The 23,840-nt window shown below is 43.7% G+C and carries 21 protein-coding genes; 4 read left to right on the top strand and 17 right to left on the bottom strand.

Annotated features, from left to right (window positions below; genetic code table 11):
* Positions 1 to 80: 80 nt before the first annotated feature.
* The 4 genes from RH061_RS06480 to RH061_RS06465 all read right to left on the bottom strand — a co-directional run bounded on the left by RH061_RS06480 (position 81) and on the right by RH061_RS06465 (position 4,764).
* Positions 81 to 1,103, bottom strand: coding sequence for an ABC transporter ATP-binding protein (locus tag RH061_RS06480; RefSeq protein WP_311074760.1), 1,023 nt, complete (start codon positions 1,101 to 1,103; stop codon positions 81 to 83).
* Positions 1,100 to 2,083 (bottom strand): ABC transporter ATP-binding protein, encoded by a 984-nt coding sequence (locus RH061_RS06475; RefSeq protein ID WP_311074759.1) that lies wholly within the window; start codon positions 2,081 to 2,083, stop codon positions 1,100 to 1,102. The genes RH061_RS06480 and RH061_RS06475 overlap by 4 nt, the downstream gene beginning before the upstream one ends.
* Positions 2,084 to 2,530: 447 nt before the next feature.
* Complete coding sequence (gene fabF, locus RH061_RS06470; protein ID WP_311076303.1) at positions 2,531 to 3,772, bottom strand: beta-ketoacyl-ACP synthase II; 1,242 nt, start codon at positions 3,770 to 3,772, stop codon at positions 2,531 to 2,533.
* A gap of 59 nt (positions 3,773 to 3,831) precedes the next feature.
* Positions 3,832 to 4,764, bottom strand: coding sequence for a beta-ketoacyl-ACP synthase III (locus RH061_RS06465; protein ID WP_311074758.1), 933 nt, complete (start codon positions 4,762 to 4,764; stop codon positions 3,832 to 3,834).
* A gap of 314 nt (positions 4,765 to 5,078) precedes the next feature.
* Between RH061_RS06465 and RH061_RS06460 the strand changes: the two genes are divergently transcribed.
* Positions 5,079 to 5,390 carry a hypothetical protein gene (locus RH061_RS06460; protein WP_311074756.1) on the top strand — a complete coding sequence of 104 codons (312 nt, stop codon included), beginning with the start codon at positions 5,079 to 5,081 and terminating at the stop codon, positions 5,388 to 5,390.
* Between the two features lie 28 nt (positions 5,391 to 5,418).
* On the opposite strand, the gene RH061_RS06455 is transcribed toward RH061_RS06460, so the two are convergent.
* The 4 genes from RH061_RS06455 to RH061_RS06440 all read right to left on the bottom strand — a co-directional run bounded on the left by RH061_RS06455 (position 5,419) and on the right by RH061_RS06440 (position 8,347).
* Entirely contained in the window at positions 5,419 to 5,607 is a 189-nt protein-coding gene (locus RH061_RS06455) for a ComZ family protein (protein WP_041967344.1), read from the bottom strand.
* Positions 5,608 to 5,631: 24 nt separating this feature from the next.
* Positions 5,632 to 6,582: a BMP family ABC transporter substrate-binding protein gene (locus RH061_RS06450; protein WP_463675597.1), complete on the bottom strand. Its 951-nt coding sequence runs from the start codon at positions 6,580 to 6,582 to the stop codon at positions 5,632 to 5,634.
* Positions 6,583 to 6,724: 142 nt separating this feature from the next.
* Complete coding sequence (locus tag RH061_RS06445) at positions 6,725 to 7,543, bottom strand: hypothetical protein (RefSeq protein WP_311074754.1); 819 nt, start codon at positions 7,541 to 7,543, stop codon at positions 6,725 to 6,727.
* A gap of 66 nt (positions 7,544 to 7,609) precedes the next feature.
* Positions 7,610 to 8,347 (bottom strand): hydrolase, encoded by a 738-nt coding sequence (locus RH061_RS06440; protein ID WP_311074752.1) that lies wholly within the window; start codon positions 8,345 to 8,347, stop codon positions 7,610 to 7,612.
* A 259-nt stretch (positions 8,348 to 8,606) separates the two neighbouring features.
* Here RH061_RS06440 and RH061_RS06435 point away from each other — a divergent pair, with 259 nt between their 5' ends.
* Positions 8,607 to 8,795 carry a YjzD family protein gene (locus RH061_RS06435; RefSeq protein WP_311074750.1) on the top strand — a complete coding sequence of 63 codons (189 nt, stop codon included), beginning with the start codon at positions 8,607 to 8,609 and terminating at the stop codon, positions 8,793 to 8,795.
* 310 nt (positions 8,796 to 9,105) lie between these two features.
* On the opposite strand, the gene clpB is transcribed toward RH061_RS06435, so the two are convergent.
* Both clpB and RH061_RS06425 read right to left on the bottom strand, forming a co-directional pair.
* The gene (gene clpB / locus RH061_RS06430; RefSeq protein WP_311074748.1) at positions 9,106 to 11,706 is read right to left on the bottom strand and encodes an ATP-dependent chaperone ClpB; all 2,601 of its coding nucleotides are present in this window, start codon (positions 11,704 to 11,706) and stop codon (positions 9,106 to 9,108) included.
* 146 nt (positions 11,707 to 11,852) lie between these two features.
* Positions 11,853 to 12,035 carry a YjzC family protein gene (locus RH061_RS06425; protein ID WP_079508079.1) on the bottom strand — a complete coding sequence of 61 codons (183 nt, stop codon included), beginning with the start codon at positions 12,033 to 12,035 and terminating at the stop codon, positions 11,853 to 11,855.
* 151 nt (positions 12,036 to 12,186) lie between these two features.
* Between RH061_RS06425 and RH061_RS06420 the strand changes: the two genes are divergently transcribed.
* A complete protein-coding gene (locus tag RH061_RS06420; RefSeq protein WP_311074745.1) occupies positions 12,187 to 12,999 on the top strand; it encodes an undecaprenyl-diphosphate phosphatase in 813 nt (270 codons plus the stop codon).
* Between the two features lie 473 nt (positions 13,000 to 13,472).
* Here RH061_RS06420 and argF read toward each other — a convergent pair whose 3' ends face one another.
* The 7 genes from argF to argC form a co-directional block, all read right to left on the bottom strand.
* Positions 13,473 to 14,429, bottom strand: coding sequence for an ornithine carbamoyltransferase (gene argF, locus RH061_RS06415; RefSeq protein WP_311074744.1), 957 nt, complete (start codon positions 14,427 to 14,429; stop codon positions 13,473 to 13,475).
* Positions 14,426 to 17,527, bottom strand: a complete 3,102-nt coding sequence (locus RH061_RS06410) for a carbamoyl-phosphate synthase (glutamine-hydrolyzing) large subunit (protein WP_311074742.1) — start codon at positions 17,525 to 17,527, stop codon at positions 14,426 to 14,428. The genes argF and RH061_RS06410 overlap by 4 nt, the downstream gene beginning before the upstream one ends.
* A complete protein-coding gene (locus tag RH061_RS06405; RefSeq protein WP_311074740.1) occupies positions 17,520 to 18,599 on the bottom strand; it encodes a carbamoyl phosphate synthase small subunit in 1,080 nt (359 codons plus the stop codon). Before RH061_RS06405 ends, RH061_RS06410 begins: the two co-directional genes overlap by 8 nt.
* Positions 18,600 to 18,666: 67 nt before the next feature.
* Positions 18,667 to 19,821, bottom strand: coding sequence for an acetylornithine transaminase (locus tag RH061_RS06400; protein WP_311074737.1), 1,155 nt, complete (start codon positions 19,819 to 19,821; stop codon positions 18,667 to 18,669).
* Entirely contained in the window at positions 19,818 to 20,624 is an 807-nt protein-coding gene (gene argB, locus RH061_RS06395; protein WP_311074735.1) for an acetylglutamate kinase, read from the bottom strand. The genes RH061_RS06400 and argB overlap by 4 nt, the downstream gene beginning before the upstream one ends.
* A complete protein-coding gene (gene argJ, locus RH061_RS06390; protein WP_311074733.1) occupies positions 20,605 to 21,840 on the bottom strand; it encodes a bifunctional ornithine acetyltransferase/N-acetylglutamate synthase in 1,236 nt (411 codons plus the stop codon). The genes argB and argJ overlap by 20 nt, the downstream gene beginning before the upstream one ends.
* 11 nt (positions 21,841 to 21,851) lie before the next feature.
* Positions 21,852 to 22,886, bottom strand: a complete 1,035-nt coding sequence (gene argC, locus RH061_RS06385; RefSeq protein ID WP_311074732.1) for an N-acetyl-gamma-glutamyl-phosphate reductase — start codon at positions 22,884 to 22,886, stop codon at positions 21,852 to 21,854.
* A gap of 226 nt (positions 22,887 to 23,112) precedes the next feature.
* On the opposite strand from argC, the gene RH061_RS06380 reads away from it, so the two are divergent.
* A complete protein-coding gene (locus RH061_RS06380; RefSeq protein WP_311074731.1) occupies positions 23,113 to 23,805 on the top strand; it encodes a Crp/Fnr family transcriptional regulator in 693 nt (230 codons plus the stop codon).
* Positions 23,806 to 23,840 lie beyond the last annotated feature (35 nt).

Below are 23,840 nucleotides of genomic sequence, written 5' to 3'. Positions count from 1 at the left end.
CCCCTTAAATTTTTTTACTAGTTTTTTAGAGACAAGCAGAAAGGTGTTCCTATCTCCTCCCTTCAAATCTTGCAGCTGCCCTATGTATATAGATGGCAGGCGACAAAATGATTGCTCTTGACTTCTTTGAAGTCAGGATTCACTTGTTTGCAAAGGTCAAATGCGGCTGGGCACCTTGTATGGAATACACACCCGGTGGGTGGATTTGACGGACTTGGAAGCTCCCCTTTCAGGATGATCCGCTCCCGTTTCATAACTCCTTTTTTCCTCGGAACCGGTACAGCTGACAGCAAAGCCTGTGTGTATGGATGCAGCGGTTCTGCATAAAGCTCTTTCTTGGAGGCAAGCTCCATCATTTTTCCCAGGTACATAACCCCTACCCTGTCACTTATATGCCTCACCACGCTTAAGTCATGAGAGATAAAAAGATAAGTAAGACCGAATTCTTCCTGAAGGTCTTCCATCAAATTGATGATTTGTGCCTGAATCGAGACATCCAGTGCTGACACTGCTTCGTCAGCGATAATCATTTCCGGGTTCAATGCGAGTGTCCTGGCTATCCCGATTCTCTGCCTCTGCCCTCCGGAAAATTCATGTGGATAACGATTGATAAAGGAAGCATTCAAGCCAACCTTTTCTAATAAACTCTCGACATGTTCGTCCCGCTCTTTGCCTCTGTAAATATGGTGAGTATCAAGGGGCTCCCTGATGATCGATCTCAAAGTTTTCCTCGGATTGAGGGAAGCAAAAGGATCCTGGAAGATCATCTGGATATTTTTGCGTACATCCTTCCGCAGTTCGCTCTCAGAAAGATGGGAGATATCCTTGCCATTGAAGATGACTTTTCCATCGGTAGGTTCATAGAGTCGGATGATGGTTCTGCCGACAGTCGACTTCCCGCAGCCTGATTCTCCGACGATTCCCAATGTTTCTCCCTTATTCACCTTCAAATTTATTCCGTCAACTGCCTTTATATGACCAACTGTCTTTTGCAGCAAGCCGGATTTGATAGGAAAGTGTTTCTTTAAATCCTGTAATTCAAGCAAGATTTCAGAGTTGTTTTCCGTTGTTTTATTTTCCGGGGATTCACTTGTTGAGATCATTTCTCCACCTCCTTGCCATCATGTAAAAAACACCTTACAGACCGGGTGCTGTATTTCCTCAGAAGACTCGGCGTTTCACTGAAACAGCGGTCAAAAGCATGTGGACAGCGTGGAGCAAATCGACAGCCTTTCGGCAAATTCTCGGGCGATGGAACATTTCCTTCAATAGAGGCAAGCCGTTCATGATCTTCGTCTATGGATGGAATTGAACCCATGAGACCGTTTGTGTAAGGATGGAGTGGATTTTCAAATAAATCTTCCACCATTGCTTCTTCCACCACTTGGCCCGCATACATGACCACGACCCGGTCAGCAACTTCAGACACCACCCCGAGATCATGTGTGATAATCAGGATGGATGTATTGAATTTCGTACTCAAATCCTTCATCAAATCCAGGATTTGCGCCTGGATGGTCACGTCCAAAGCTGTTGTCGGCTCATCCGCAATCAAAAGCTTCGGGTTGCAGCTCATCGCCATGGCGATCATCACCCTCTGCCTCATCCCTCCAGAAAGACGGTGAGGATAATCATTGATGATCTCCTTGGCACGCGAAAAACCAACGAGTTCTAGCATCTCAATCGCCTTTTTCTTAGCCATTGCCTGATTGAGTCCCTGGTGGTATGTCAGGACTTCCGTGATCTGTTCCCCAATGGTAAGCACAGGATTCAGTGATGTCATCGGCTCCTGGAAAATCATCGAGATGTCATTGCCGCGGATCCTGCACATTTCTTCCTCACTTGCTTTCACCAGATCCCGGCCATCAAATTGAATCTGCCCGTCCACAATTTCCCCGGGTGGACTGGGAATCAATCGCATGATTGATAGAGAAGTAATACTTTTTCCAGATCCCGACTCACCCACCAATGCGACAGTTTCCCCTTTATTGATGACAAGGTCCACTCCATCTACTGCTGGAATCACTGACTTTTTCCTTTTAAAATAGGTTTTTAGATTTTTTAGCTCCAATAAGGCTGTCACGATTCTTGCACACCGCCTATCCAAATGAATTGATATAAAAGATTTGATTTTCTGTTCAGGAGAAGATTCTGATAATTATTAATTATTAGAAACGCCGCCCTTTTATTACACTTTCATTACTTTTTTTAAGATAATATTCCTCGAATATTTTTTAGAAGTATGCTTTTTGAACGAATAATACTTTTTCAGGAAAATAGATTTAGGTATTTTTTCTGTTTAGTTCATGAGGGCTTAAGTCTGGTTTTTCATTGATAAGGATGGGGGCAGTTAAGTGAAATGTAGACTATGGAAGATTTGCTTTTACCGAAATTCGTTTGCTGAATCATTTTCGGGCAATGCAGTGTCTTCATTTTGTCCCAAATGCCCTGTCTGCAAAATAAAAAAGCAGAAACCCGATCAAACAGGGTTTCTGCTTCAATATTGTGAGGGGCTCACCCTCGAAACTTATTATGCTTCGTATTTTCGGAAAGCGATGGTGGCGTTGTGGCCGCCGAAGCCCAGTGAGTTGCTGATTGCTGCATTAACCTCTTGCTTACGCGCTGCGTTCGGCACATAATCGAGGTCACAATCTGGGTCCGGTGTATCCAGGTTGATGGTTGGCGGCAGGATTCCTTCCTTCAAAGCGAGGATTGTGAAGATCGCTTCGATTCCGCCTGCTGCACCAAGCAAGTGGCCTGTCATCGATTTGGTTGAGCTTACTGCAAGCTTGTATGCATGCTCGCCAAACACTGTCTTGATGGCCATTGTTTCAAATTTATCATTATATTCGGTGCTTGTTCCGTGTGCATTGATATACCCAACTTCTTCTGGTGCAAGGCCTGCATCGTCAAGAGCCATTTTCATCGCTCTTGCGCCGCCTTCCCCTTCAGGAGCTGGAGCGGTAATATGGTAGGCATCGCCGGTAGCGCCGTAACCCACGATTTCTGCATAGATTTTAGCTCCGCGTGCCAATGCGTGCTCTAAATCTTCCAAGACAACGATTCCAGCGCCCTCACCCATAACGAAGCCATCTCGATCTTTATCGAAAGGTCTGCTCGCTTTTTGCGGGTCCTGGTTGGTAGAAAGTGCTGTATTCGCACAGAATCCTGCGAAGGACATCTTTGTGATCGGAGCTTCTGCGCCGCCAGTAACCATCACATCGGCATCGCCGCGCTGGATGACCTTGAAAGCATCCCCGATTGAGTTGGTTCCAGTCGCACATGCTGTGACCGTACAGGAATTAAATCCTCTTGCTCCTAGAGTGATGGATACCTGTCCTGTTGCCATATCAGGAATCATCATCGGTACGAAGAAAGGACTGACTCTTCGGTATCCTCGGTTCATGAACGTTTCGTGCTGCTGCTCGAATGTCTCCATCCCGCCGATGCCTGATCCGATCCACACACCGACCCGCGGAGCATTTTCATCTGTGATTTCAAGTCCTGAATCTTTCACAGCCATCAATGAAGCCGCCACTGCATAATGAGTAAAACGGTCCATCTTCCTGGCATCTTTCCTGTCTATAAAGTTCTCAACATTGAATTCTTTTACTTCTGCCGCCACTTTTGCAGGGAATTCATCGGCATTCAGTCTTGTGATCGGGCCGATTCCCGATACTCCTTCAATGATATTATTCCAGGTAGTTCCGGCGTCATTTCCAAGAGGCGTAACAGCCCCGATCCCTGTAACAACAACTCTGCGTTTCTCCATCATTTTGCATCTCCTTTATTCGTACTGTTAATTTATATAGAGTTCATATGATAATTAGTTTAATTACCCCATCGCATTGCAATCGCGCCCCATGTCAATCCGCCGCCAAAGCCAACCATTACTACGACATCTCCATCTTTTATCTTTCCTGCTTCCAGTTCCTCAAAAAGCGAGATTGGAATCGACGCGGCAGATGTATTTCCATATTTATGGACGGTCTTTGACATTTTTTCTACAGGGAGCTCAAGCCGCTGACGAGCTGCTTCCATAATCCTGATATTTGCCTGATGCGGAATCAGGAAATCGACATCTTCTTTTGAGAGCCCGGCTTTTTCCAGGACATTGATACTGCTCTCTCCCATTTGCCTAACTGCAAATTTAAAGACTTCCCGACCATTCATGACGATATAATCATCCTGATATAAGTGCTTCCCACCTGAACCATCGGACCCCAGTTCAAAAGAAAGCACCCCTCTGTTATCTGAAACAGGCCCCATGACAACTGCTCCGGCCCCATCACCGAATAGCACAGCCGTGTTGCGGTCATTCCAGTCGGTTATTTTTGAAAGCTTTTCTACACCTACTATTAAAACATACTTATATGTGCCCGCCTCAATAAATTGTTTTGCGGTAACCATTCCATACATAAATCCAGCACAAGCAGCACTCAAGTCCATTGCTGCAGCTTTTTTCGCTCCCAATTGATCCTGGAGCATACATGCTACAGTTGGGAATGGCTGATCAGGTGTGACAGTCGCCACTAAGATCAAGTCGAGGTCCTCGGCTGAAATCCCCGCATTGCTGATGGCTTCAACAGCAGCACGATAGGCTAAATCTGAAGTATCCATATCGTCGCCTGCTATTCTTCTTTCTTCAATCCCCGTTCTTGTCCTGATCCATTCATCTGAAGTATCCATCTTTTTTTCAAGATCAAGGTTTGTTACAACTTCCTCCGGCAAATACCGCCCAACCCCAGTTATCCCTGCATTCATGGGATCCATCTCCTTTTATATTGGATTCTGTCTATTTAGCTATAATTTATTATCAATTATTATGACTTGGTACTAATTTTATCAGAAACTGCTCTTTCACTGCAACTTAAAAATAAGATTTCCGCACATGCCCTAGTCCATATAGCCAGATCAATCATAAACTGATAGGGAAAAACAATGCTTTCAGGCCGGCTTTTAACGACCTGAAACCATCCAGAATAAGCCAGTCTAACCAGTTGCTCAAAAATACTTTTAAATGTTTTTTTCACTAAAAGTGCCTATAAAAAGAGAAATAGAGAAAGGTGGGAGTGAAGGTGGAGGATGAAAGAACCCGGGACCTCTTTGGTTTTAAGCTCAGGAGGGAAAATGAGGAGAGTTCCGAACAACGTGAACAGGAATATGATCCTTTCGACCATTTCATGTTCGGAAGGTCAAGAAAAACAGAAGAAACGAGTGAGGAAAGTGTCAACAATGTCTCCCCACTAAATAAGTATTTAGGACAAATCGATTTAGATGAAGTGATGTATCATGTAGACACCTTGATCACATCAGCTCGCGAGCTCAAGCCGCTAATGGGAAAGGTACGGCCTCTGTTTGACCAATTTATTGAAAAAAATAAAAGCTGAGGGCAGGCCTCAGCTTTTACTATGTATGCTATTCTTTTGCAGCATCCGCTTTTCCAAGCTCATATGCTTCGTTCATTACATTAGTGAAAAGTGTGAAAAACGGCTGCAGGTTGTCCATTGTCAACTCAATGCCTGCCTCCTGAAGTTTTTGCTGTGCTTCCGGAAGATACTTCATGGCAATTTGCATGAACTCCATTGTTTTGTCATTACTTTGCATGTCTATTGTCTCCTTTGAAATCATTTACTGGTTGGGCAATTTGCCGGTTTCCTTATATGTATTGATATAAGTCCCGATTCTTTCCCTGAAATTTGAATCGACTTGAGGACTGAATTTCCCAAGGGAAATAACTCCATCCTGGAAGTCGAAGCTCAGGTTGCCCGATTTGAGCTCCCCATTATTGTACTTCTCTGCCGTCAGTTCATACAAGTCATCCACATGCTGGACAGTACTGGTCAATACCGTGGACTCACCGAAATCTGATTGGTCGGAAATATAGCCAATCACATATAAACCTCGGTCCTTTACCCTTTCAATGACAGGTACATTATACCCATCTCCAGCAGGGTATATGACATCAGCTCCCTCAGCCAATACATCGTCCAAGACATCGAGTGCCTTCTTTTCGTCATCCCAGTGTCCAACAAGGCGAATGTCGACCTTCATATCCTTATTTTCAAACATCGCGCCATCGTAAAAGCCCTCCACTTCAGGCTGCCACTCATACGCGGCTATGATTCCGACTCTGCCGGTTTCAGACATATAGCTCGCGACCATACCGCCAAAAAAGCCCATAGCATATGCCTTGAAGTTTAAGCTTGTCGTATTTCCTTCCCTCGCATCTCCATTAAAACTAATGAAATGTATGTCGGGATATTCACTTGAAATTTTATTGAAATAAGCAGCGTACTCATTTCCATGTCCATATATAAGATTGACTCCCTGCCGGTCGAACTCCCTCACCGCATCCTCAACAACTTCCTGTGAATTCATCCCTTCTTTGAAGAAGACATCAACTCCCAGGCTGGATTGGATTTGCAGGAGTCCCCGATACCCTTTCGTCCCCCACACCTGATCATTAATAGTTTCAGGCACCAAGAGGCCTACTTTCTCAACCTTGCCCGTAGAAAGAGGTTGTCCGCATCCCCCAAGCAAAAGAAGGCTTAACAATATTAGCCCGAAACGTTTCAGCATCCGATGCATCTCCTTTATGCGCCACTGTGCAATACACTTTTATATTCAGTGTTCGCTTTATTAAAATGGAACCGATTAAAAGAATCTTTTACCATTTTACTCTTTGGAGTATTAGTTTGAAAAGTCATTTATTGAAATTCGCTTACACCCTGCTGTCCTGTATCCGGTTAAATTGCTCCTTTTGCCTGCTTAACCCCTTGCCGATTTGCTCATTTTGTCCTACTGTCATGACCTGGATGGATTTTTTTATTGCAGGTGCTGCAGCCTTATTTCTAAGCAACCCTGCCTCCCTGCCCAGCAGCTCTTCTGCACACTGAAACCATTTATCCTGTTCTCCACTAGATAATATATACTGTCCCTGAAGCCCTGACTCAGCCATTTCCTTTATCATTTTTACAGCATCATCTATATAAAGACAATCATGCGTCCATTCCATGTCAGGTATCTTCTTATTTTTATATGAAGATTGAAACATTGCTTGCTGGAAGAAGCATTCTTCCGGCTGCCATGGTCCATAAATGGTCGGCAAATAAAGTGTAAGAAGATTGGAATCCCAGCTAGAGATCAAAGAGATCACACTTGCCTCTTGCTGTCTCAAATCTGCTTTCTCCTGAGCAAAATAAGCTGGCAATATGACGGCTGTCGGCAGCTTTTTCAGTTGTCGATTTTCTAGGTCACTCAGAAGTACTTTCAATAGATCATCCGAATTTTGCCGACTCTGTAGGGATTCAAACAACGCCACAAATAGAATTCCTTCTGCTCGTTCTGCTTCCCATTCTTGCAGTCCGATTTCCAGGAAGTTGGCATTCCTGCCGATTTCCAGGCGTTTTTCCTCTATAAAATAATCCTTTTTGTTTCCTTCTGTATGGATTCCACTTATCTCAACACCCTGATCAAGCAAATACCGGCACAAGCCATACCCTATAAAATCATATATTCCGAGAATCGTTGCCCTTTCCATTTATATTCCTCCCTGCAAATACTCTCTTGTATCCTATGAATCTAAAAGTCAAAATATTGCAGGGAGTTATAGGACTTGCTCATATTTTGTAAAAAAATGTACGCTTTGGCTTCCTACTTGGAGCATTTTTTCTGAAAGTACATAGCTCACTGTTACCGGCAGGCCATCTTTCTCCCATTCAGCGGACAGTTCCTTAAGGATGCCAGACTGTTTGTAGGACCTGTTTCCTGATAATACATGGATGATTTTGACCGGTGTTTCTTTCTTGAAAACAGGACTGGAAGAGATTTCATCCAGGCTCTCAAGCAGCTTGCTAATTTCTGTTTCGTAAGCCGCTTCTAGTTCAGCGACAAGCTTTTTATAAAAAAACTTATTCTCCTTTTCCTGCTCCAGATGCTTACTTAAAGAGAGGATCGGATTGATTAAGATCAAACTCCTGATTTTAAAGTCACTATCCGCTAAAAGCTTCAAGGCTACAAGTGCGCCCATGCCTTCTGCAACGACATGGAAAGAGGTATTCAAGATTTCATTTCGGACGATATGGCTGCACAGTCTCATCGTTAAATCGACAGCCTTCTCACTTCCCCAGTGCTTTCCATATAAATTTGAATAGAAGACCGTATACCCTTCTTTTTTCCATATGTTCAGTAATGAACGTTTACCTTCATTCTGCGTCCAGAAGCTGCTGCTGTCGTTCACAAAATGCCTTTCGTCTCCGATTGTCAGGATACCGAAACCGTTTGGCCTTTCAGGATAATGGATAACATTCCATTCGGTATCCAGTTTAAAGTTCCGGCTCTCCATCTTACCATCCCCTTTCCCTATAGATTATTCATATTACTGTATGTAATTTAACAGGAAATGAAAGGGGGTTTGCCCATTTTTCAGGATTAATCCCTTCACTTTGCTTTAACCTTCATAACTTTGTCTAATATAATTTTACCAGGTTTTACAAAATAAAGTGTTTCGTGAAAACGCTTTTCAATTTATGTGAAATTCATTTATAATTTATATGGCTTGTGGTAAGATGAGAAAAGATTTAATAATGTAAGAGGTGAAAATCGTGAAATATTTCTGGACATTACTCTGGACATTCCTCCTGGTCCTAATGCTAAATTACGTAGCTGGCGCGATGATCGGCGTTGGACTGGACTTAGCTCAAAGTGCGATCCTGGCAGTTGTGTCAACAATCATTCTCCTTGTGTTTCCTGCTGTTCTTCCAAATGGTTCTGAAGAAAACCATACTCATTAGTACATAAAAAAGTCATCCAGCCGGATGACTTTTTTCATTGGCTCACTTAGGATTCAGTGTTGATATTCGCGTAGGGATGGGAATTCATAAGCGGAGAATTTCCGGCTATTGTATATAGAGGACGCTAATTGAGCCGAAATAAGCGGAGATTTTCCGGTTAACTGCTTTAAATATGACAAAATCCAACGATTCGGACGAAATAAACGGAAAAACGCCCCTTATTTTTAACGAAATAAGGGGCGTTTCCAATTTAAGCGAAAATTTTCCGCTTAGATTCCAAAAAATCAACTTCATTTATAACAGACATTCATTACATAACACTTAATGAGATATCTCCCTCGTTGACGCCAATTTCTACCTGGCTCTTCTCTTTGATCCTGCCTGCAATGATTTCTCTGGCAAGCTTGGTTTCGACACTTCTCTGGATAAATCGCTTCAACGGTCGCGCACCATAAACAGGGTCGAATCCATGTTCAGCTAAAAATTCCTTTGCTTCATCAGTGATTGACAGCTGTATCTGCTGGTCAGCGAGCCTTCCCTGCAAATTCTTCACTAGCTTTTCGACAATCATTTTGATTTCCTTTAATGCTAAAGGCTTGAATAAAATGATTTCATCTACACGGTTAAGGAATTCTGGACGGAAATGGCTGCGCAGTTGCGCCATCACAAGATCCCTCGTTTCAGAGGAAATTTCTTCGTCCCCATCCTGCCGGTCAAGCAAATGATGCGAACCAATATTGGACGTCATGATGATCACCGTATTCTTAAAGTCGACCACCCTGCCCTGAGAATCAGTCACCCGTCCATCATCCAGCATTTGCAGAAGGATATTAAACACTTCTGGATGTGCTTTCTCCACTTCATCGAGGAGGATGACAGAATAAGGGTTCCTTCTGACCGCTTCTGTCAGCTGGCCGCCTTCTTCATACCCTACATATCCTGGAGGTGCGCCAATCAGTCTCGATACAGCATGTTTTTCCATATACTCTGACATATCGATCCGGATGATATGCTCTTCACTATCGAACAATGACTGAGCAAGCGTTTTGGCCAGTTCGGTTTTACCCACACCTGTAGGCCCGAGGAAGATGAATGACCCGATTGGCCTGTTCGGATCCTTGATTCCCGCTCTTGCCCTGAGGACCGCATCGGACACAAGCGATACCGCTTCATCCTGTCCGACAACACGTTCATGGAGGATGCTCTCAAGCTTGAGAAGCTTTTCGCGTTCTCCTTCAACCAGCTTCATCACCGGAATACCTGTCCACCGTGAAACAATCCCGGCAATTTCTTCTTCGGTGACTTCTTCCCGAAGCAATCTTTCTCCTTCATTTTCGCTGACTTCCAATTCGAGTGCCTTCAGATTTTTTTCAAGCTCAGGAATTCGGCCATGCCTAAGTTCAGCTGCTTTATTCAAATCATAGTCATTTTCTGCTTTTTCCAGTTCTCGGCGAAGCTTTTCCAGCAGCTCCCGCTGTTCCTGAACCTTATGGATGCCTTCCTTTTCCTTCTGCCATCTTGATTTCATTGCATTTGCTTTTTCCCTCAAGTTGGCAAGTTCCTTACGAAGAGTTTCGAGTCGCTCCCGGCTGGCATCATCTTTTTCCTTAGTCAACGCAGCTTCTTCAATTTCCAGCTGCATCACCCTTCTGGTCACTTCATCGAGCTCTGTTGGCATCGAATCAATTTCTGTACGAATCATCGCGCATGCTTCATCAACAAGGTCAATCGCCTTGTCCGGCAAAAATCGGTCGGTGATATACCTGTCAGATAATGTCGCTGCAGCAACAAGAGCACGATCATGGATGTTTACTCCATGGTGGATTTCAAACCTTTCCTTCAATCCTCGTAAAATGGACACGGTATCCTCGACATCCGGCTCCTGCACTAATACCTGCTGGAATCTTCGTTCCAGTGCTGGATCCTTTTCAATATACTTGCGATGCTCATCAAGTGTCGTTGCCCCGATACAATGCAGTTCTCCACGAGCAAGCATCGGTTTCAACATATTACCAGCATCCATTGCCCCTTCTGTTTTACCTGCGCCAACAATGGTATGAAGCTCATCGATGAACAACAGGATTTTGCCTTCGCTCTTTTTCACTTCATTTAATACTGCTTTCAGTCTCTCCTCGAATTCCCCACGGAATTTCGCTCCCGCTATCAGCGAACTCATATCCAGTGCGAAAATCGTTTTATCCTTCAGGCCTTCCGGAACATCCCTGCGGACAATCCTCTGTGCAAGCCCTTCGACAATCGCTGTCTTGCCAACACCTGGCTCACCGATCAAAACTGGATTATTTTTCGTCTTCCTTGAGAGGATGCGGATGACATTGCGAATTTCACTGTCCCTGCCGATCACCGGGTCAACCTTTCCTGCCCGGACTTCCTCCACAAGATCACGGCCATACTTTTTTAACACTTCATAAGTTGCTTCTGGGTTTTGTGAAGTCACTCTCTGGTTCCCCCTAACTTCATTGATTTTCGCTAATAATTTTTCTCTGCTAACATTGTATTTTTTTAAAGTTGCCCCTGCTTCTGAGCTCGATATTCCAAGTAAAGATAACAAGACATGTTCAACGGACAAATAATCATCCTCAAACTGTTTCATTTCCTTTTCTGCCTGCGCCAAAACCTTCTGCAGTGTTGCCGTAATATATAATTTCCCCTGTTCTGCCCCGCTGCCAGAAACTTGCGGCTTCTTTGACAGGATATGGTTCAATTCTTCTATATAATGATCTAGATTCAATCCGATTCCAGAAAACAAGGTTGCGGCCAGATTGCCATCCTGTTCAAGAAGGGCAAGCAACAGGTGCACATCATCTACTTCCTGGTGATTATGTTGAACAGCCAGGGTCTGGGCTGATACAAAGGCATTCTGCAAGCTTTCAGTCATTTTATTCAAATCCATGCCCAACCACTCCTTTGACCTTTTTTGACCTTTGATTATATTATAATAAAAATTCCCAATTAGTAAAGCCATCCGCATTGGATGGCTTATGGAAAAACCGTATGAATTTCACCCTCGATTAGCTCATGTCATGTTATTGGTACAGGTTATTTGAACTTAGGCATGTAAGTCCAGTGGCGGTTATGGTTGGAGTTTTCCGGAAAACGGTCCCCAGCTTTAAGCTTGATTTTCTGCGGATTGTTGACATTGCTGCCTGTTTCGCCAATTTCAATGTAAATACCATTATTCGGTGCCTTTTGTCCGGCACGGAACTGATGACTTTGACCCATTTGCCTTCCTCCTTCATTAAAGTATTCCGGCCATTTTATTATTTGCTTATTGTAATAAAGTATTTATGCTTAATTTATCCTTCCAAAAAAAAGGGTTATACGTTACATTAGTGTGTATGAGTTTAAAAAAATGCGGAGGATTCAAAACGATATGGAAAATTTTTATGACTTGCTTAAATACATATTTCTCGGTCTATTTCAGGGTATCACCGAACCGATCCCTGTTTCATCAAGCGGACATCTTGAAATAGCAGAGCATTTTTTCGGGCTTGAAATCAGAGGCATGAGTTTCGCACTACTCGTAAACACAGCTTCTTTATTCGCTGTTCTGTTGATTTATCGTAAAGATATCATGCGATTAATTGTCAATGGACTTGCATATCTTAAGAACAAAGATCCAGAAGCGAAATCTGATTTCATGTTCATCGTTTATCTAATTGTTGGAACCATTCCAGCCGGTGTAATCGGGATCCTTTTTGGGGATTTTATTGAGGACAATTTAGCTTCGATTAAGACTGTTGGTTTTACGCTGTTAGTCACAGGCTTGGCATTGTGGATGATCCGTAACCTGAGAGGCCGTAAAACTGATGGAGACTTAAGCATCAAGGATGCCATTATAGTAGGTTTAGCCCAAGCTGTAGCTCTTATCCCTGGAATTAGCCGTTCTGGAGCGACGATTGTTGCGGCGATGGCACTTGGTATGAAACAGGAAACCGCATTGCGTTACTCTTTCCTTTTATATATTCCAGTCAGCGTCGGTGGCATGATTCTTGGATTTTCAGACATTTTAACTGACCCATACCTTGATGAACTGGCAGTACCATATGTATTTGCATTCATCGCTTCACTGATTGCCTCATACTTCTCTTTAAAATGGTTCATGAATATCATGGCGCGAGGAAATTTGAAGTACTTTGCGATTTACTGTTTCGTTGTAGGACCACTTGTCCTTTTCTTTTCATAAGACAAAAGCCGGCTAACTGATTTGTTAGCCGGTTTTTTCCGTTTAATTTACTGAGAGTAGTTCTATAAGCCTTTTTCGTACATTCAGCCACCGATTTGGGCTTATAGAATCTTTCTATAGAACCTTTTCATACCTTCATCCACTGATTTGGGCTTATAGAATCTTTCTATAGAACCTTTTCATACCTTCATCCACTGTTTGGGCTTATAGAATCTTTCTATAGAACCTTTTCATACCTTCATCCACTGTTTGGGCTTATAGAATCTTTCTATAGAACCTTTTCATACCTTCATCCACCGATTTGGGCTTATAAAAACTTTCTATAGAACCTTTTCATACCTTCATCCACTGATTTGGGCTTATAGAATCTTTCTATAGAACCTTTTCATACCTTCACCCACTGTTCGGGCTTATAGAATCTTTCTATAGAACCTTTTTTACCATAACTCACTATAACGGGACTATGGCACTTTTTAATCCTTCAAAATCTCCACCAGCAATGCTTTCTGGGCATGCAGGCGGTTTCCTGCTTGCTCGAATACGACGGAGTGCGAACCGTCTATGACTTCTGCTGTTACTTCTTCACCGCGGTGTGCGGGGAGACAGTGCATGAATAAATAGTCATCATTAGCTGCCTTTAGCAATTCTTCATTCACCTGGAACTCAGAAAAATCTTTGAGTCTCTGCTCATTTTCATTTTCCTGTCCCATGCTGGTCCACACATCCGTATAGATGATATCTGCGGCATCAACTGCTTCTTCTGGTGAGTCTGTAATGATCAGATTAGCACCGCTCTGCTTTGCAAATTCTTCACACCGTGCTGTTATCTTCTCATCCGGGAAGTATCCCTTTGGAGAAGCAATATAGACATCCATCCCGACTTTTGTACAGGCAATCATCAAGGAATGGGCGACATTGTTTCCATCACCGATGTAAGCAAGCTTGAGGCCTTTTAGCTTCCCTCTTTTTTCATAGATCGTCAAAAGATCTGCAAGTGCCTGGCATGGATGATACAAATCCGTCAATCCGTTGATGACTGGAATGTCAGCAAAGTCGGCAAGTTCTTCAACTGACTTGTGCGAGAAGGTTCTGATCATGATTCCGTCTAGATATTGCGAAAGAACCTGGGCTGTATCTGACACAGTCTCGCCGCGGCCAAGCTGAAGGTCGCTGCCATTTAAGTACAGGGCACTTCCACCCAGCTGGATCATGCCTACCTCAAATGATACTCTCGTTCGCGTTGAGGATTTATCAAAAATCATTCCGAGTATTTTGCCTTTGAGTGGCTGGTCAAATTGTTTATTTAAAGTCTTTTCTTTTAAAGTGATTGCCTTATCTAATAAAGTCAGGATTTCCTGTGGTTCCAAATCAGCCAGGGTTAGCAGGTCCTTTCCTTTTAAATCAATTTGAAGCTGCTTCAATGCTGTCATTCTGCCACCACTTCCTCTCTTGTTTTTGCCAGCCATTTGTCCAGGGGGTTGACATCCCAGCTCTGTACTTTCGCACTTTTTAAGAGTGCAGATAATGTCTCCTTTTGGGTCATTACAATCTTTCTGTTCTTGACAGCCCATTCTCTCCAATAGAGGTCTCTTTCTGATTCACCTGGACAATACAGGGCTGCCACCTTACGAGCTTCTTTTACTTTATCGATATGAATGAAATGAAAGTCTCCGGCCAGTTTCCCTGCGTCCAGTAGCTGTTTTTCATCTACATATGCGATAGCTCCATGGACAGCTTTCCCGCTGATTGAATGAAAGCTTTTGGACAATGCCTCTTCAAGTGTCGAAGCAATGCTGATTCCTTCTCCAGTCGAAATCATTTGCGGACCGGTCTTGGCGTCCAGTCCTTTCAATGCAAAATTCGAAAAAACGGGATGTTTCACGACTGTGTATGGAGCATCGGAGTTTAGCAAAACTTCATCTTTCGACAATTTATATTTCCCAAGCAATATTTTTGTCGCTTTTTTGACTAATTCAACGCCTGCTACCTTGCTGACGATCGGCATTGTCCTGCTTGAGCGTGGATTGACTTCAAGCAAAAATACTTCATGTCCTTTCACAATGAACTGGATGTTCATTAATCCCTTATAATCCAATTCATTCACGATCCGCTTTGCATACTCAGCCATCTTTTCCTTTGTTTCGTTAGAGAAACTGCGGGCAGGAATGATGCAGAAGCTGTCCCCTGAATGGACTCCTGTCTTTTCGATGTGCTCGATGATGGCGGGAATCAGGATATGCTCTCCATCGGCTGCAAGATCCAGTTCCGCCTCTGTTGCTTCAAGGTATTGATCCACCAGGATGGGATATGAAATATTATCTGTCCCCAGAGCAGTTTTAAGTTCCTCTGTATTTCGGATTATCAACATATTCAAGCCGCCAATCACATAAGAAGGCCTGATTAATACCGGAAATCCCAATCTCTTAACAGCGGCCAGCAGTTCACCCTCATCCCCAGCTGTCTCACCCTTTACTCGGGGAATCTGCAGCTTGTCGAGCAACTGGTAAAATTGATCCCTGTCTTCAAATAAATCAATGGTTGCGGAACTCGTTCCCAGCAGCTTGACTCCAGCTTCTTCTAAGCCTTTGGCGAGATTCAAGGCAGTCTGGCCGCCGAGCTGGACAATGACTTCCTCTATCCCTTCCATTTCAATCACATTCAGGATGTCTTCCTGTGTTAAGGGTTCGAAATACAATCGATCTGATATCGTGAAATCTGTGCTGACTGTCTCAGGATTATTGTTGATCATGATTGTTTCTACATCTTCTTCTTTGAGAGCAAATACACCATGAACCGAACAATAATCAAACTCGATTCCCTGACCGATGCTGATCGGACCACTGCCTATGACCAGTACCTTTCGTTTACTGCTTGCGACTTTTGCTTCATTCTCACCAATATAACTTGAGTAATAATAATTTGAAGCAGATTCAAATTCCGCCGCACATGTATCAACCATTTTATAAACTGGTGCAATGCCGTATTTTTTGCGAAGCTCTCTTACCTGCCGTTCGCTAAACTTCCATTCATTTGCCAAATAAGCATCGCTGAACCCTTTCTCTTTCAGATATCTTAACTCAGTAGCTGAGATCGTTTCGATTCCAAGCTTTGCAATTTGATTCTCTACTTCTGTCAAGGATTTGAATCTGTTTAGGAAAAACAGATCTATTTTCGTTTTTTCATGGATAAGCTGGATTGCCTCACCCCGCCGCAGCAGTTCGAGCAATGCAAAAACCCGCTGGTCTGTTTGCTTTCCTGTTAAATCGTATAGCTGATCGACTGTAAATCCTTCAATTGCCGGCAGCTTTAAATCAAGCGTTTTTATGTTCAGAGAACGGACTGCTTTGATAAATGCGCGTTCAAAGCTTCGATCAATTGCCATCGCTTCTCCGGTTGCCTTCATTTGTGTCCCTAAAGTCCTGTCAATGTGCGGGAATTGCTCAAACGGCCATTTCGGTATTTTTACCACTGCATAGTCGAGTGATGGCTCATAGCTGGCAAAGGTATTGCCTGTTACCGGGTTCATGATCTCAGCAAGGTTGTATCCAACTGCCAATTTTGCCGCCATGCGCGCAATCGGGTATCCAGTCGCTTTGGAAGCAAGTGCTGACGACCGGCTGACCCGTGGGTTCACTTCAATTAAATAGTAATTTTTGCTCCTAGGGTCGAGGGCAAACTGGATGTTGCAGCCTCCAACGATTCCAAGTACTGAAATGATTTTAACAGCGGAAGTCCTGAGCATCTGGTATTCCCTGTCTGTAAGCGTCTGTGATGGAGCCACTACGATCGAGTCGCCTGTGTGGATGCCGACCGGGTCGATATTTTCCATATTACAAATGGAAATACAAGTGCCAGCAGCATCACGCATCATTTCGTATTCAATTTCTTTATAGCCGGCAATGCTTCTTTCGACCAGGCATTGATTAATCGGGCTCTCACTAAGCCCTCCGGTAACAAGAGAGACCAATTCTTCCATTGTTCCGGCAATGCCGCCGCCTGTTCCCCCAAGCGTGTAAGCTGGCCTTACAATCAGTGGGAAACCGATTTTTTCTGCGAAAGAGACCGCATCTTCTACAAATTGGACGATCTCACTCTCCGGCACCGGTTCATTAAGCTCATGCATCAGGCTGCGAAATGCTTCCCTGTCTTCACCTTGCTTGATACTTGCAACCGAGGTCCCCAGCACTTTTACATTGTATTTTTCAAGAATTCCTTCCTCACTTAGCTTAAACACCAGGTTCAAACCTGCCTGCCCGCCAAGGGTACCTAATATCCCATCAGGCTTTTCTGCCTGGATCACCTTTTCAACGCCTTCTGCTGTCATTGGTTCAAAATAAACTGCATCTGCAAATACATGATCCGTCATGACGGTTGCCGGGTTATTGTTTACAAGGATGACCCGATAACCTTCTTCTTTCAAGGCAATGCAGGCCTGTGTCCCTGCATAATCAAATTCAGCGGCCTGCCCGATGATGATGGGGCCTGAGCCGATTACCAATATTGACTTGATATTTTTATCCTTAGGCATAGCTGACTACTCTCCGATTTCTGTATTTGACTGTATTGATGAATTCCCCAAATATGAATACACTGTCTTCAGGTCCCGGGCTTGCTTCCGGATGGAACTGGACTGTCATCAGCGGCCATTTCTCATGGTATAGGCCCTCGATTGACTGATCATTTTTATTGAAGAAACGGACCTTCAATCCTGTGTTCCCGATACTATTTTGATCAACCGCAAAGCTGTGGTTTTGGGAAGACATGAATACCCGGTTGCTATTTATATCGTAAACAGGCTGGTTCGCTCCTCGATGGCCAAATAGCATTTTCTTTGTATCCCCTCCAAGTGCGAGCGCTGCCAGCTGGTGCCCTAGACAAATCCCCAATACTGGATAGTGCTCGATTACTTTCCTGATCTCGTGCAGCTGCCCGAATAATTCCTTCGGATCGCCCGGTCCATTTGATAAAAGCACACCATCAGGCTTCAAGGCTGCGATTTGTTCAAAGCTATAATTGTAAGGAACAATTGTTACGAGGCAATTTTGTTTGACCAGATAGTCAGCGATGGATTTTTTAAAGCCGTAATCAATTAACACGATGTGAGTGTCACCAGAGCCAATCGTTTCTGGTGCCCTCGATGATACTTCCTCCACCTTGAGACCATTAACACTGTCACAGCCTGATTCACAGGCTGCTTCTCTTGATAAGAGGGCAGGCATTGTCCCGTTCTGGCGGATGGATTTTACGAGCTCCCGGGTATCCACATGCTCCAGCACGGGAATATCCCATTTCTCCAGATACTCAGTGAAGCTGAGCTGCGCTTCATAGTGATAAGCTGTTTTTGCAGCCTCAAATACAATTACTGCTGCAACATGCGGCTTTTTGCTTTCAAAGTCATGATCATTGATTCCATAATTGCCTATCAACGGGTAGGTGAAAACAATGATTTGATTTTTATATGAAGGATCTGTCAGTACTTCTTGATAACCGGTCATCCCTGTAAAAAATACGATCTCACCGGCAATTCCCTGTTCAGCTAACGATCCATGCAAGTGCCCTTGAAATGTCTTGCCGTCAGCCAGATGCAGATATCCTTTCATCAGACACATCTCCAAACGTATATTTATTTATACTAATTTATTTTTATACAAATAATCCTAAAAAAATTTATACTGTTACTTTATAGTTAGATAATGCGCATTTCATCAATGAGACTGCCTTCTCTATCTCTTCTTGTTTAACATTCAACGGAGGAAGCAGGCGGATTACCTTTTCTCCTGCCGGCAACGCAATCAGTCCTGATTTTCTTAATTCAGCAAGAATTGGCTGTGCAGGTACAGTCAGTTCAATTCCAGCCATCAACCCCATTCCCCTGATGTCTTTAACCACTTCCATCCAACCGAGTTCATTATGGAGTAACCCAAATAGTAGTCCCCCTTTGGCAGATGACTCTTCAAGGAATCCTTCATTAAAAATGATGTCCATAACGGCTATCGCTGCCGCCAAACTGATTGGATTCCCGCCAAATGTCGATCCGTGGCTTCCCGGCCCAAAAAACTCTGCTAACTTAGCTTTACCAATCGCAGCTCCTATCGGAAATCCATTGCCTAGACCTTTGGCAACAGTGATGATATCGGGTTCAATCCCAAAGTGCTGAAAGGCAAATGGCTTCCCTGTCCGGCCAATCCCGGTCTGGATTTCATCGATAATAAGCAAGACGCCATTTTCAGCGCATAACTTTTCGGCTTCTTTTATAAATTCGTTAGTAACGACATGGATTCCGCCTTCACCCTGGATGATTTCAATCAACACTGCAGCTGTATCCTTATCGATTTCAGCTTTCAGTGACTCTAGATTATTGAATGGCAGGTGGATAAATGTTTCAAGCATACATCCGAATCCTTGCTTGATTTTTTCCTGCCCGGTTGCAGCCATCCCAGCGAAGGTCCTGCCGTGAAAGGATTGCAGAAAAGTGATTATTTTTTTCCGTCCAGTTGCCTTCCTTGCCAGTTTAATAGCTGCTTCGTTTGCTTCAGCACCGCTATTGGCAAAAAATACACAATCCAGGCCAGATTCCTCTGCGAGCTTTTTCGCTGCTGCTTCCTGGATGCTCTGCGGAAAAAGATTGGATACATGCCAGAATAATTCCAGCTGTTTCTTGACTGCAATTTCAACTGGCTCCGGACGATGCCCCAAATTGCAGACGCCAATACCAGAAGTGAAATCCAAGTATTGCTGTCCATCCTTTCCATAGAGAATCGTCCCAGCTGCTTTTTCAGGCTCAATTTCCCATCGTTGATAGGTCGGGAATAAATGGCTCATTTATACACCTCTTCCTGTGCGGCAATCGCTGTTCCGTGCCAGCAGTTATTTTTATAGAATTGCTTTTTGCCAGAAATGATCATGGCAGTATCGACGCCAGCCTTTGTAGCTGATAATGCGGACTTAACCTTCGGAACCATTCCTCCATAGATGCTTCCATCTGTGATGCAGCTTTCTATTTGACTATCCGTCATTTCGCTGACCAGCTCTCCATTTATCAGGATTCCATCAACATTGGTCACAAATGCACAGCGTTCAGCCTTTATTGCTTTCGCAATCGAAGCAGCAGCATAATCGCCATTTATATTAAGCTTGCTGCCATCCTCCGTGATCCCGATTGGAGTAATCACGGGAATATAGCCATTATGGATTGCCATCATAATCAAGTCTGTATTCACATGCGTAATGGTTCCAACAAATCCTAAACCCTCTTTATCAATAAAGTCTGCCTGAAGGCAGCGACCATCGCTGCCATTGATGCCCAGAGCATTGAAATCATGCATCGTCAGCATGCTGCATAACTGCCGGTTCGTCTGTCCCGACAGTACCATTTCGACGATTTCCATGGTCTTTTCACATGTCACACGCAGTCCATCATTGAATTTTGTCTCGATTTTATATAACTCAAGCATCGAATTAATCGCTGGACCTCCACCGTGAACAATGACAGGGCAAAACCCATCCTCGATCAATTCTTTAAGACTATTAAAGAAATTGTCATTAAGGTCCTCCAGAACACTTCCACCACATTTAATGACCACCGTCTCCAATTGATCCGCCCCTTTATGTCCGATAGCTTGCATTTATTTTCACATAATCATAGGAAAGGTCGCAGCCCCATGCCATTCCTTTCCCATCTCCCAGATGGAGATCCACGAATATTTCGACCTTGTCATTCAACAGGTACTCCCTTGCTTCATCTTCATCAAAGTCAACGGGTGTGCTTCCCTTCAGCATAGCCATTTCACCCAGGTAGATATCGACTGTTTTTGGGTTTATCGAAGACGGGCTTTGGCCTATCGCCCCAATAATCCGCCCCCAGTTCGCATCTGCGCCGTAAACTGCTGTCTTGACGAGGTTGGAGCCTGCAATCTGTTTTCCTATCATTCGAGCTTCTTCATCAGACATTGCACCAGCTACTGAGATTTCAATCAGCTTAGTTGCTCCTTCACCATCCTTTGCAATCTGTTTCGCAAGACTAGCACAGCTTTCTTTTAACAGTTCCATAAAAACTGTCCAGTCTGGGTGGGTTGGATCCAATGGCTGATTCCCTGCAGTACCATTTGCCATCACAAGCACCATATCATTCGTTGATGTATCTCCGTCCACCGTAATTTGATTGAAGGTTGTGTTTGTTACCTCTTTTAACGCGGCGGTCAGATGTTCACTTGAGACCTTTGCATCTGTTGTTAAGAAACCAAGCATTGTCGCCATATTAGGGTGAATCATTCCTGAACCTTTTGCTGCTCCTCCCATACTCACTGTTACCCCATCAATTTCAGCAGAGTAACAGCAGCTTTTCATTACCGTATCCGTTGTAAGGATTGCGGTTTGAAAATCTTTGGCATCCTCAATTGCTTTGCCAACTGACAGCTTTCCGATACCATTCTGAATTTTTTCCATTTGCATGAATTCACCGATGACACCTGTTGATGCTACAGCAACATGGTGTTCCGGAACCCCAATTTTTTCTGCTGCCAGTGAGCGCATTTTCAAGGCATCCTGATATCCTTGTTCTCCGGTACAAGCATTTGCGCATGCACTGTTGACGACGATTGCCTGGAGCAACTGCTCCTTTGCTATGCTTTCCTGTGTAACCACCAATGGCGCTGCCTGGAAGTGGCTTGTCGTGTAAACCGCTGCACAGGATGCCAGCTCCTCGCTTACAATCATCCCTAAATCTAGCTTGGTATAGCGCAAGCCTGCATGTACTCCACCGCATTGGAACCCTTTTGGCGTTAAAATGCCTCCATCAGGGATATTCTTAATTAACTGTTTGTCGGTCGTTGCCTGGTACATATTTTCCTCCTTTATGGATAGAGTGGAATCATTTCCAGTCCTGCCCTTTCCTCAAATCCAAACATGATATTAGCGTTTTGAACCGCCTGCCCTGCAGCACCTTTCATTAGATTATCGATCACTGAGACAATCGTCAGCCTTCCCGTCCTGCTGTCTGAATTCAATCCTATATCACAGTAGTTCGATCCCTTGACCTCTTTGACGGAAGGGAACACGCCATTCTTCCTAACTCTTATAAAGGGGTGGCCATCATATGTTTCTTTATATAAATCCAGCAATCTAGAAGTATTTAATTCTTCTTTTAACTGGACATATATTGTAGTCATGATTCCCCTCGTGATGGGTATTAAATGTGTGCTGAAGGTTACGTTAACCTCCTCTTCGTTCCAAAGGCTGAGCTGCTGCTCGATTTCAGGGATATGCTGGTGTTCGTTGACTTTATAAATTTTGAAATTTTCATTTAACTCGGCATATAATGTGCCCATTGACGGAGACCTTCCTGCCCCGGAAACACCAGATTTAGCGTCGATTATGATACTGTTTGAATCAATCAGCTTTTCTGTCAGCACAGGTGCCAGCCCGAGGAGAGCTGCCGTAGGATAGCAGCCAGGGTTAGCCAGCAGGTTGGCATTCCTGATCTGCTCCCTATTCCATTCACTAAGCCCGTATACCGCTTGATTCAGAATAGAGGCATCGACCGACTCATGCTTATACCAAGCTTCATATGCTGTTGGGTCTTTCAATCTCAAATCACCTGATAGATCAATAACTTTGATGTTCTTATTGAGAAATGATTCTGCAAGCTTTCCAGATACTTTTGAAGGGGTCGCAAGGAACACTATGTCTGATTCCTCCGCGATTTTGTCTGTTTCAATCTTGGTGAGGACTTTATCAAAAATCCCAGTTAAATGGGGATATTCTTCTGATACAGGTTTTTCATCCCTTGTCGTGTGGATTGAATGGATTTTGATATATGGATGATTTGCAAGGATACGGATCAACTCTCCACCTCCATACCCAGTAGTACCGATGATCGCTGCCTTCACTTGAAACCTCCTTTTCAACTTTATGAATAAATAAACATAAAAATTTATAATTATAAATAAATTTCTTTTTATTATAAAAACAATGGCAAGAAAACGCAATAGATTTATTAACAATATGTGAACAATTCACAATTTTATTGCTGGCTTTGTATGATTTACAATATAATTATATTAATATCAGATACGGAAGGGAGTATAAAACTCCTCTTAATAAGGTGGTATTCATATGTTGACTGCAACAAAGTTGTCACCAAATTTGAATAGGCTTTTTGAAAAGGTCCACAGAATCAAGAGTATTGACAAAGGACGCTTTCTTTTTGAAGAAGGCAATACCGCGGAAGAGTTATACATTATTCAAAGCGGTAAATTTCAAATAAGCAAAATGGTTCCAGATGGCCGCGAGTTAACAATCAGGATGTGTTCAGCTGGCGAATTTGTTGGCGAGTTAGCTTTGTTCAGCCCGGCATCTCAACATATACTGAATGCCCGCGCCTCCGAAAGCGGGACAGTGGCAGTGATTCCAAAAGAAAAGCTAGAGGCTGAAATTGAAAAGGACAGCGGGCTGGCACTGGAGCTCGTAAAGTGGCTTTCCCTCCAGCACCGCAAATCGCAAACAAGGTTCAGGGATCTTGTGCTTCATGGAAAGAAAGGGGCTCTGTACTCAACGCTGATCCGGATGGTGAACAGTTACGGAGTCAAAACGGAAGATGGCTTAAAAATTGATGTATCACTGACAAACCAGGAACTAGCAAACTTTTGCGGCACATCACGCGAGGTCGTGAACAGATTATTGAGCGACCTGAGGAAAAGTAACATCATATCCATTGATAAAGGATTCATAACCGTCCATGCCCTCAATCGGCTAAAGCGAGAAATAGATTGTGAGAATTGTCCAGTTGAAATATGCAATATAGAATAGCAAAAGCCGCCAGTGAAGTCTGGCGGCTTTTCTTA

This window comes from Mesobacillus jeotgali, assembly GCF_031759225.1.
Lineage (GTDB): Bacteria > Bacillota > Bacilli > Bacillales > Cytobacillaceae > Mesobacillus > Mesobacillus jeotgali_B.
This window is presented reverse-complemented; position numbering and strand designations above follow the sequence as displayed.

What these genes read in the sequence shown, in the direction of transcription:
- RH061_RS06465 (WP_311074758.1), bottom strand. Translation starts at nt 4,764, where the DNA reads ATGAATGCAGGGATAACTGGGGTTGGGCGGTATTTGCCGGAGGAAGTT.
- fabF (WP_311076303.1), bottom strand. Translation starts at nt 3,772, where the DNA reads ATGGAGAAACGCAGAGTTGTTGTTACAGGGATCGGGGCTGTTACGCCT.
- RH061_RS06455 (WP_041967344.1), bottom strand. Translation starts at nt 5,607, where the DNA reads ATGCAAAGTAATGACAAAACAATGGAGTTCATGCAAATTGCCATGAAG.
- RH061_RS06400 (WP_311074737.1), bottom strand. Translation starts at nt 19,821, where the DNA reads ATGAGCCATTTATTCCCGACCTATCAACGATGGGAAATTGAGCCTGAA.
- clpB (WP_311074748.1), bottom strand. Translation starts at nt 11,706, where the DNA reads ATGGATTTGAATAAAATGACTGAAAGCTTGCAGAATGCCTTTGTATCA.
- RH061_RS06410 (WP_311074742.1), bottom strand. Translation starts at nt 17,527, where the DNA reads ATGCCTAAGGATAAAAATATCAAGTCAATATTGGTAATCGGCTCAGGC.
- RH061_RS06445 (WP_311074754.1), bottom strand. Translation starts at nt 7,543, where the DNA reads ATGGAAAGGGCAACGATTCTCGGAATATATGATTTTATAGGGTATGGC.
- RH061_RS06420 (WP_311074745.1), top strand. Translation starts at nt 12,187, where the DNA reads ATGGAAAATTTTTATGACTTGCTTAAATACATATTTCTCGGTCTATTT.
- RH061_RS06440 (WP_311074752.1), bottom strand. Translation starts at nt 8,347, where the DNA reads ATGGAGAGCCGGAACTTTAAACTGGATACCGAATGGAATGTTATCCAT.
- argB (WP_311074735.1), bottom strand. Translation starts at nt 20,624, where the DNA reads ATGCAAGCTATCGGACATAAAGGGGCGGATCAATTGGAGACGGTGGTC.
- RH061_RS06480 (WP_311074760.1), bottom strand. Translation starts at nt 1,103, where the DNA reads ATGATCTCAACAAGTGAATCCCCGGAAAATAAAACAACGGAAAACAAC.
- argF (WP_311074744.1), bottom strand. Translation starts at nt 14,429, where the DNA reads ATGACAGCATTGAAGCAGCTTCAAATTGATTTAAAAGGAAAGGACCTG.
- argJ (WP_311074733.1), bottom strand. Translation starts at nt 21,840, where the DNA reads ATGTACCAGGCAACGACCGACAAACAGTTAATTAAGAATATCCCTGAT.
- RH061_RS06405 (WP_311074740.1), bottom strand. Translation starts at nt 18,599, where the DNA reads ATGAAAGGATATCTGCATCTGGCTGACGGCAAGACATTTCAAGGGCAC.
- RH061_RS06425 (WP_079508079.1), bottom strand. Translation starts at nt 12,035, where the DNA reads ATGGGTCAAAGTCATCAGTTCCGTGCCGGACAAAAGGCACCGAATAAT.
- RH061_RS06450 (WP_463675597.1), bottom strand. Translation starts at nt 6,582, where the DNA reads ATGCTGAAACGTTTCGGGCTAATATTGTTAAGCCTTCTTTTGCTTGGG.
- RH061_RS06380 (WP_311074731.1), top strand. Translation starts at nt 23,113, where the DNA reads ATGTTGACTGCAACAAAGTTGTCACCAAATTTGAATAGGCTTTTTGAA.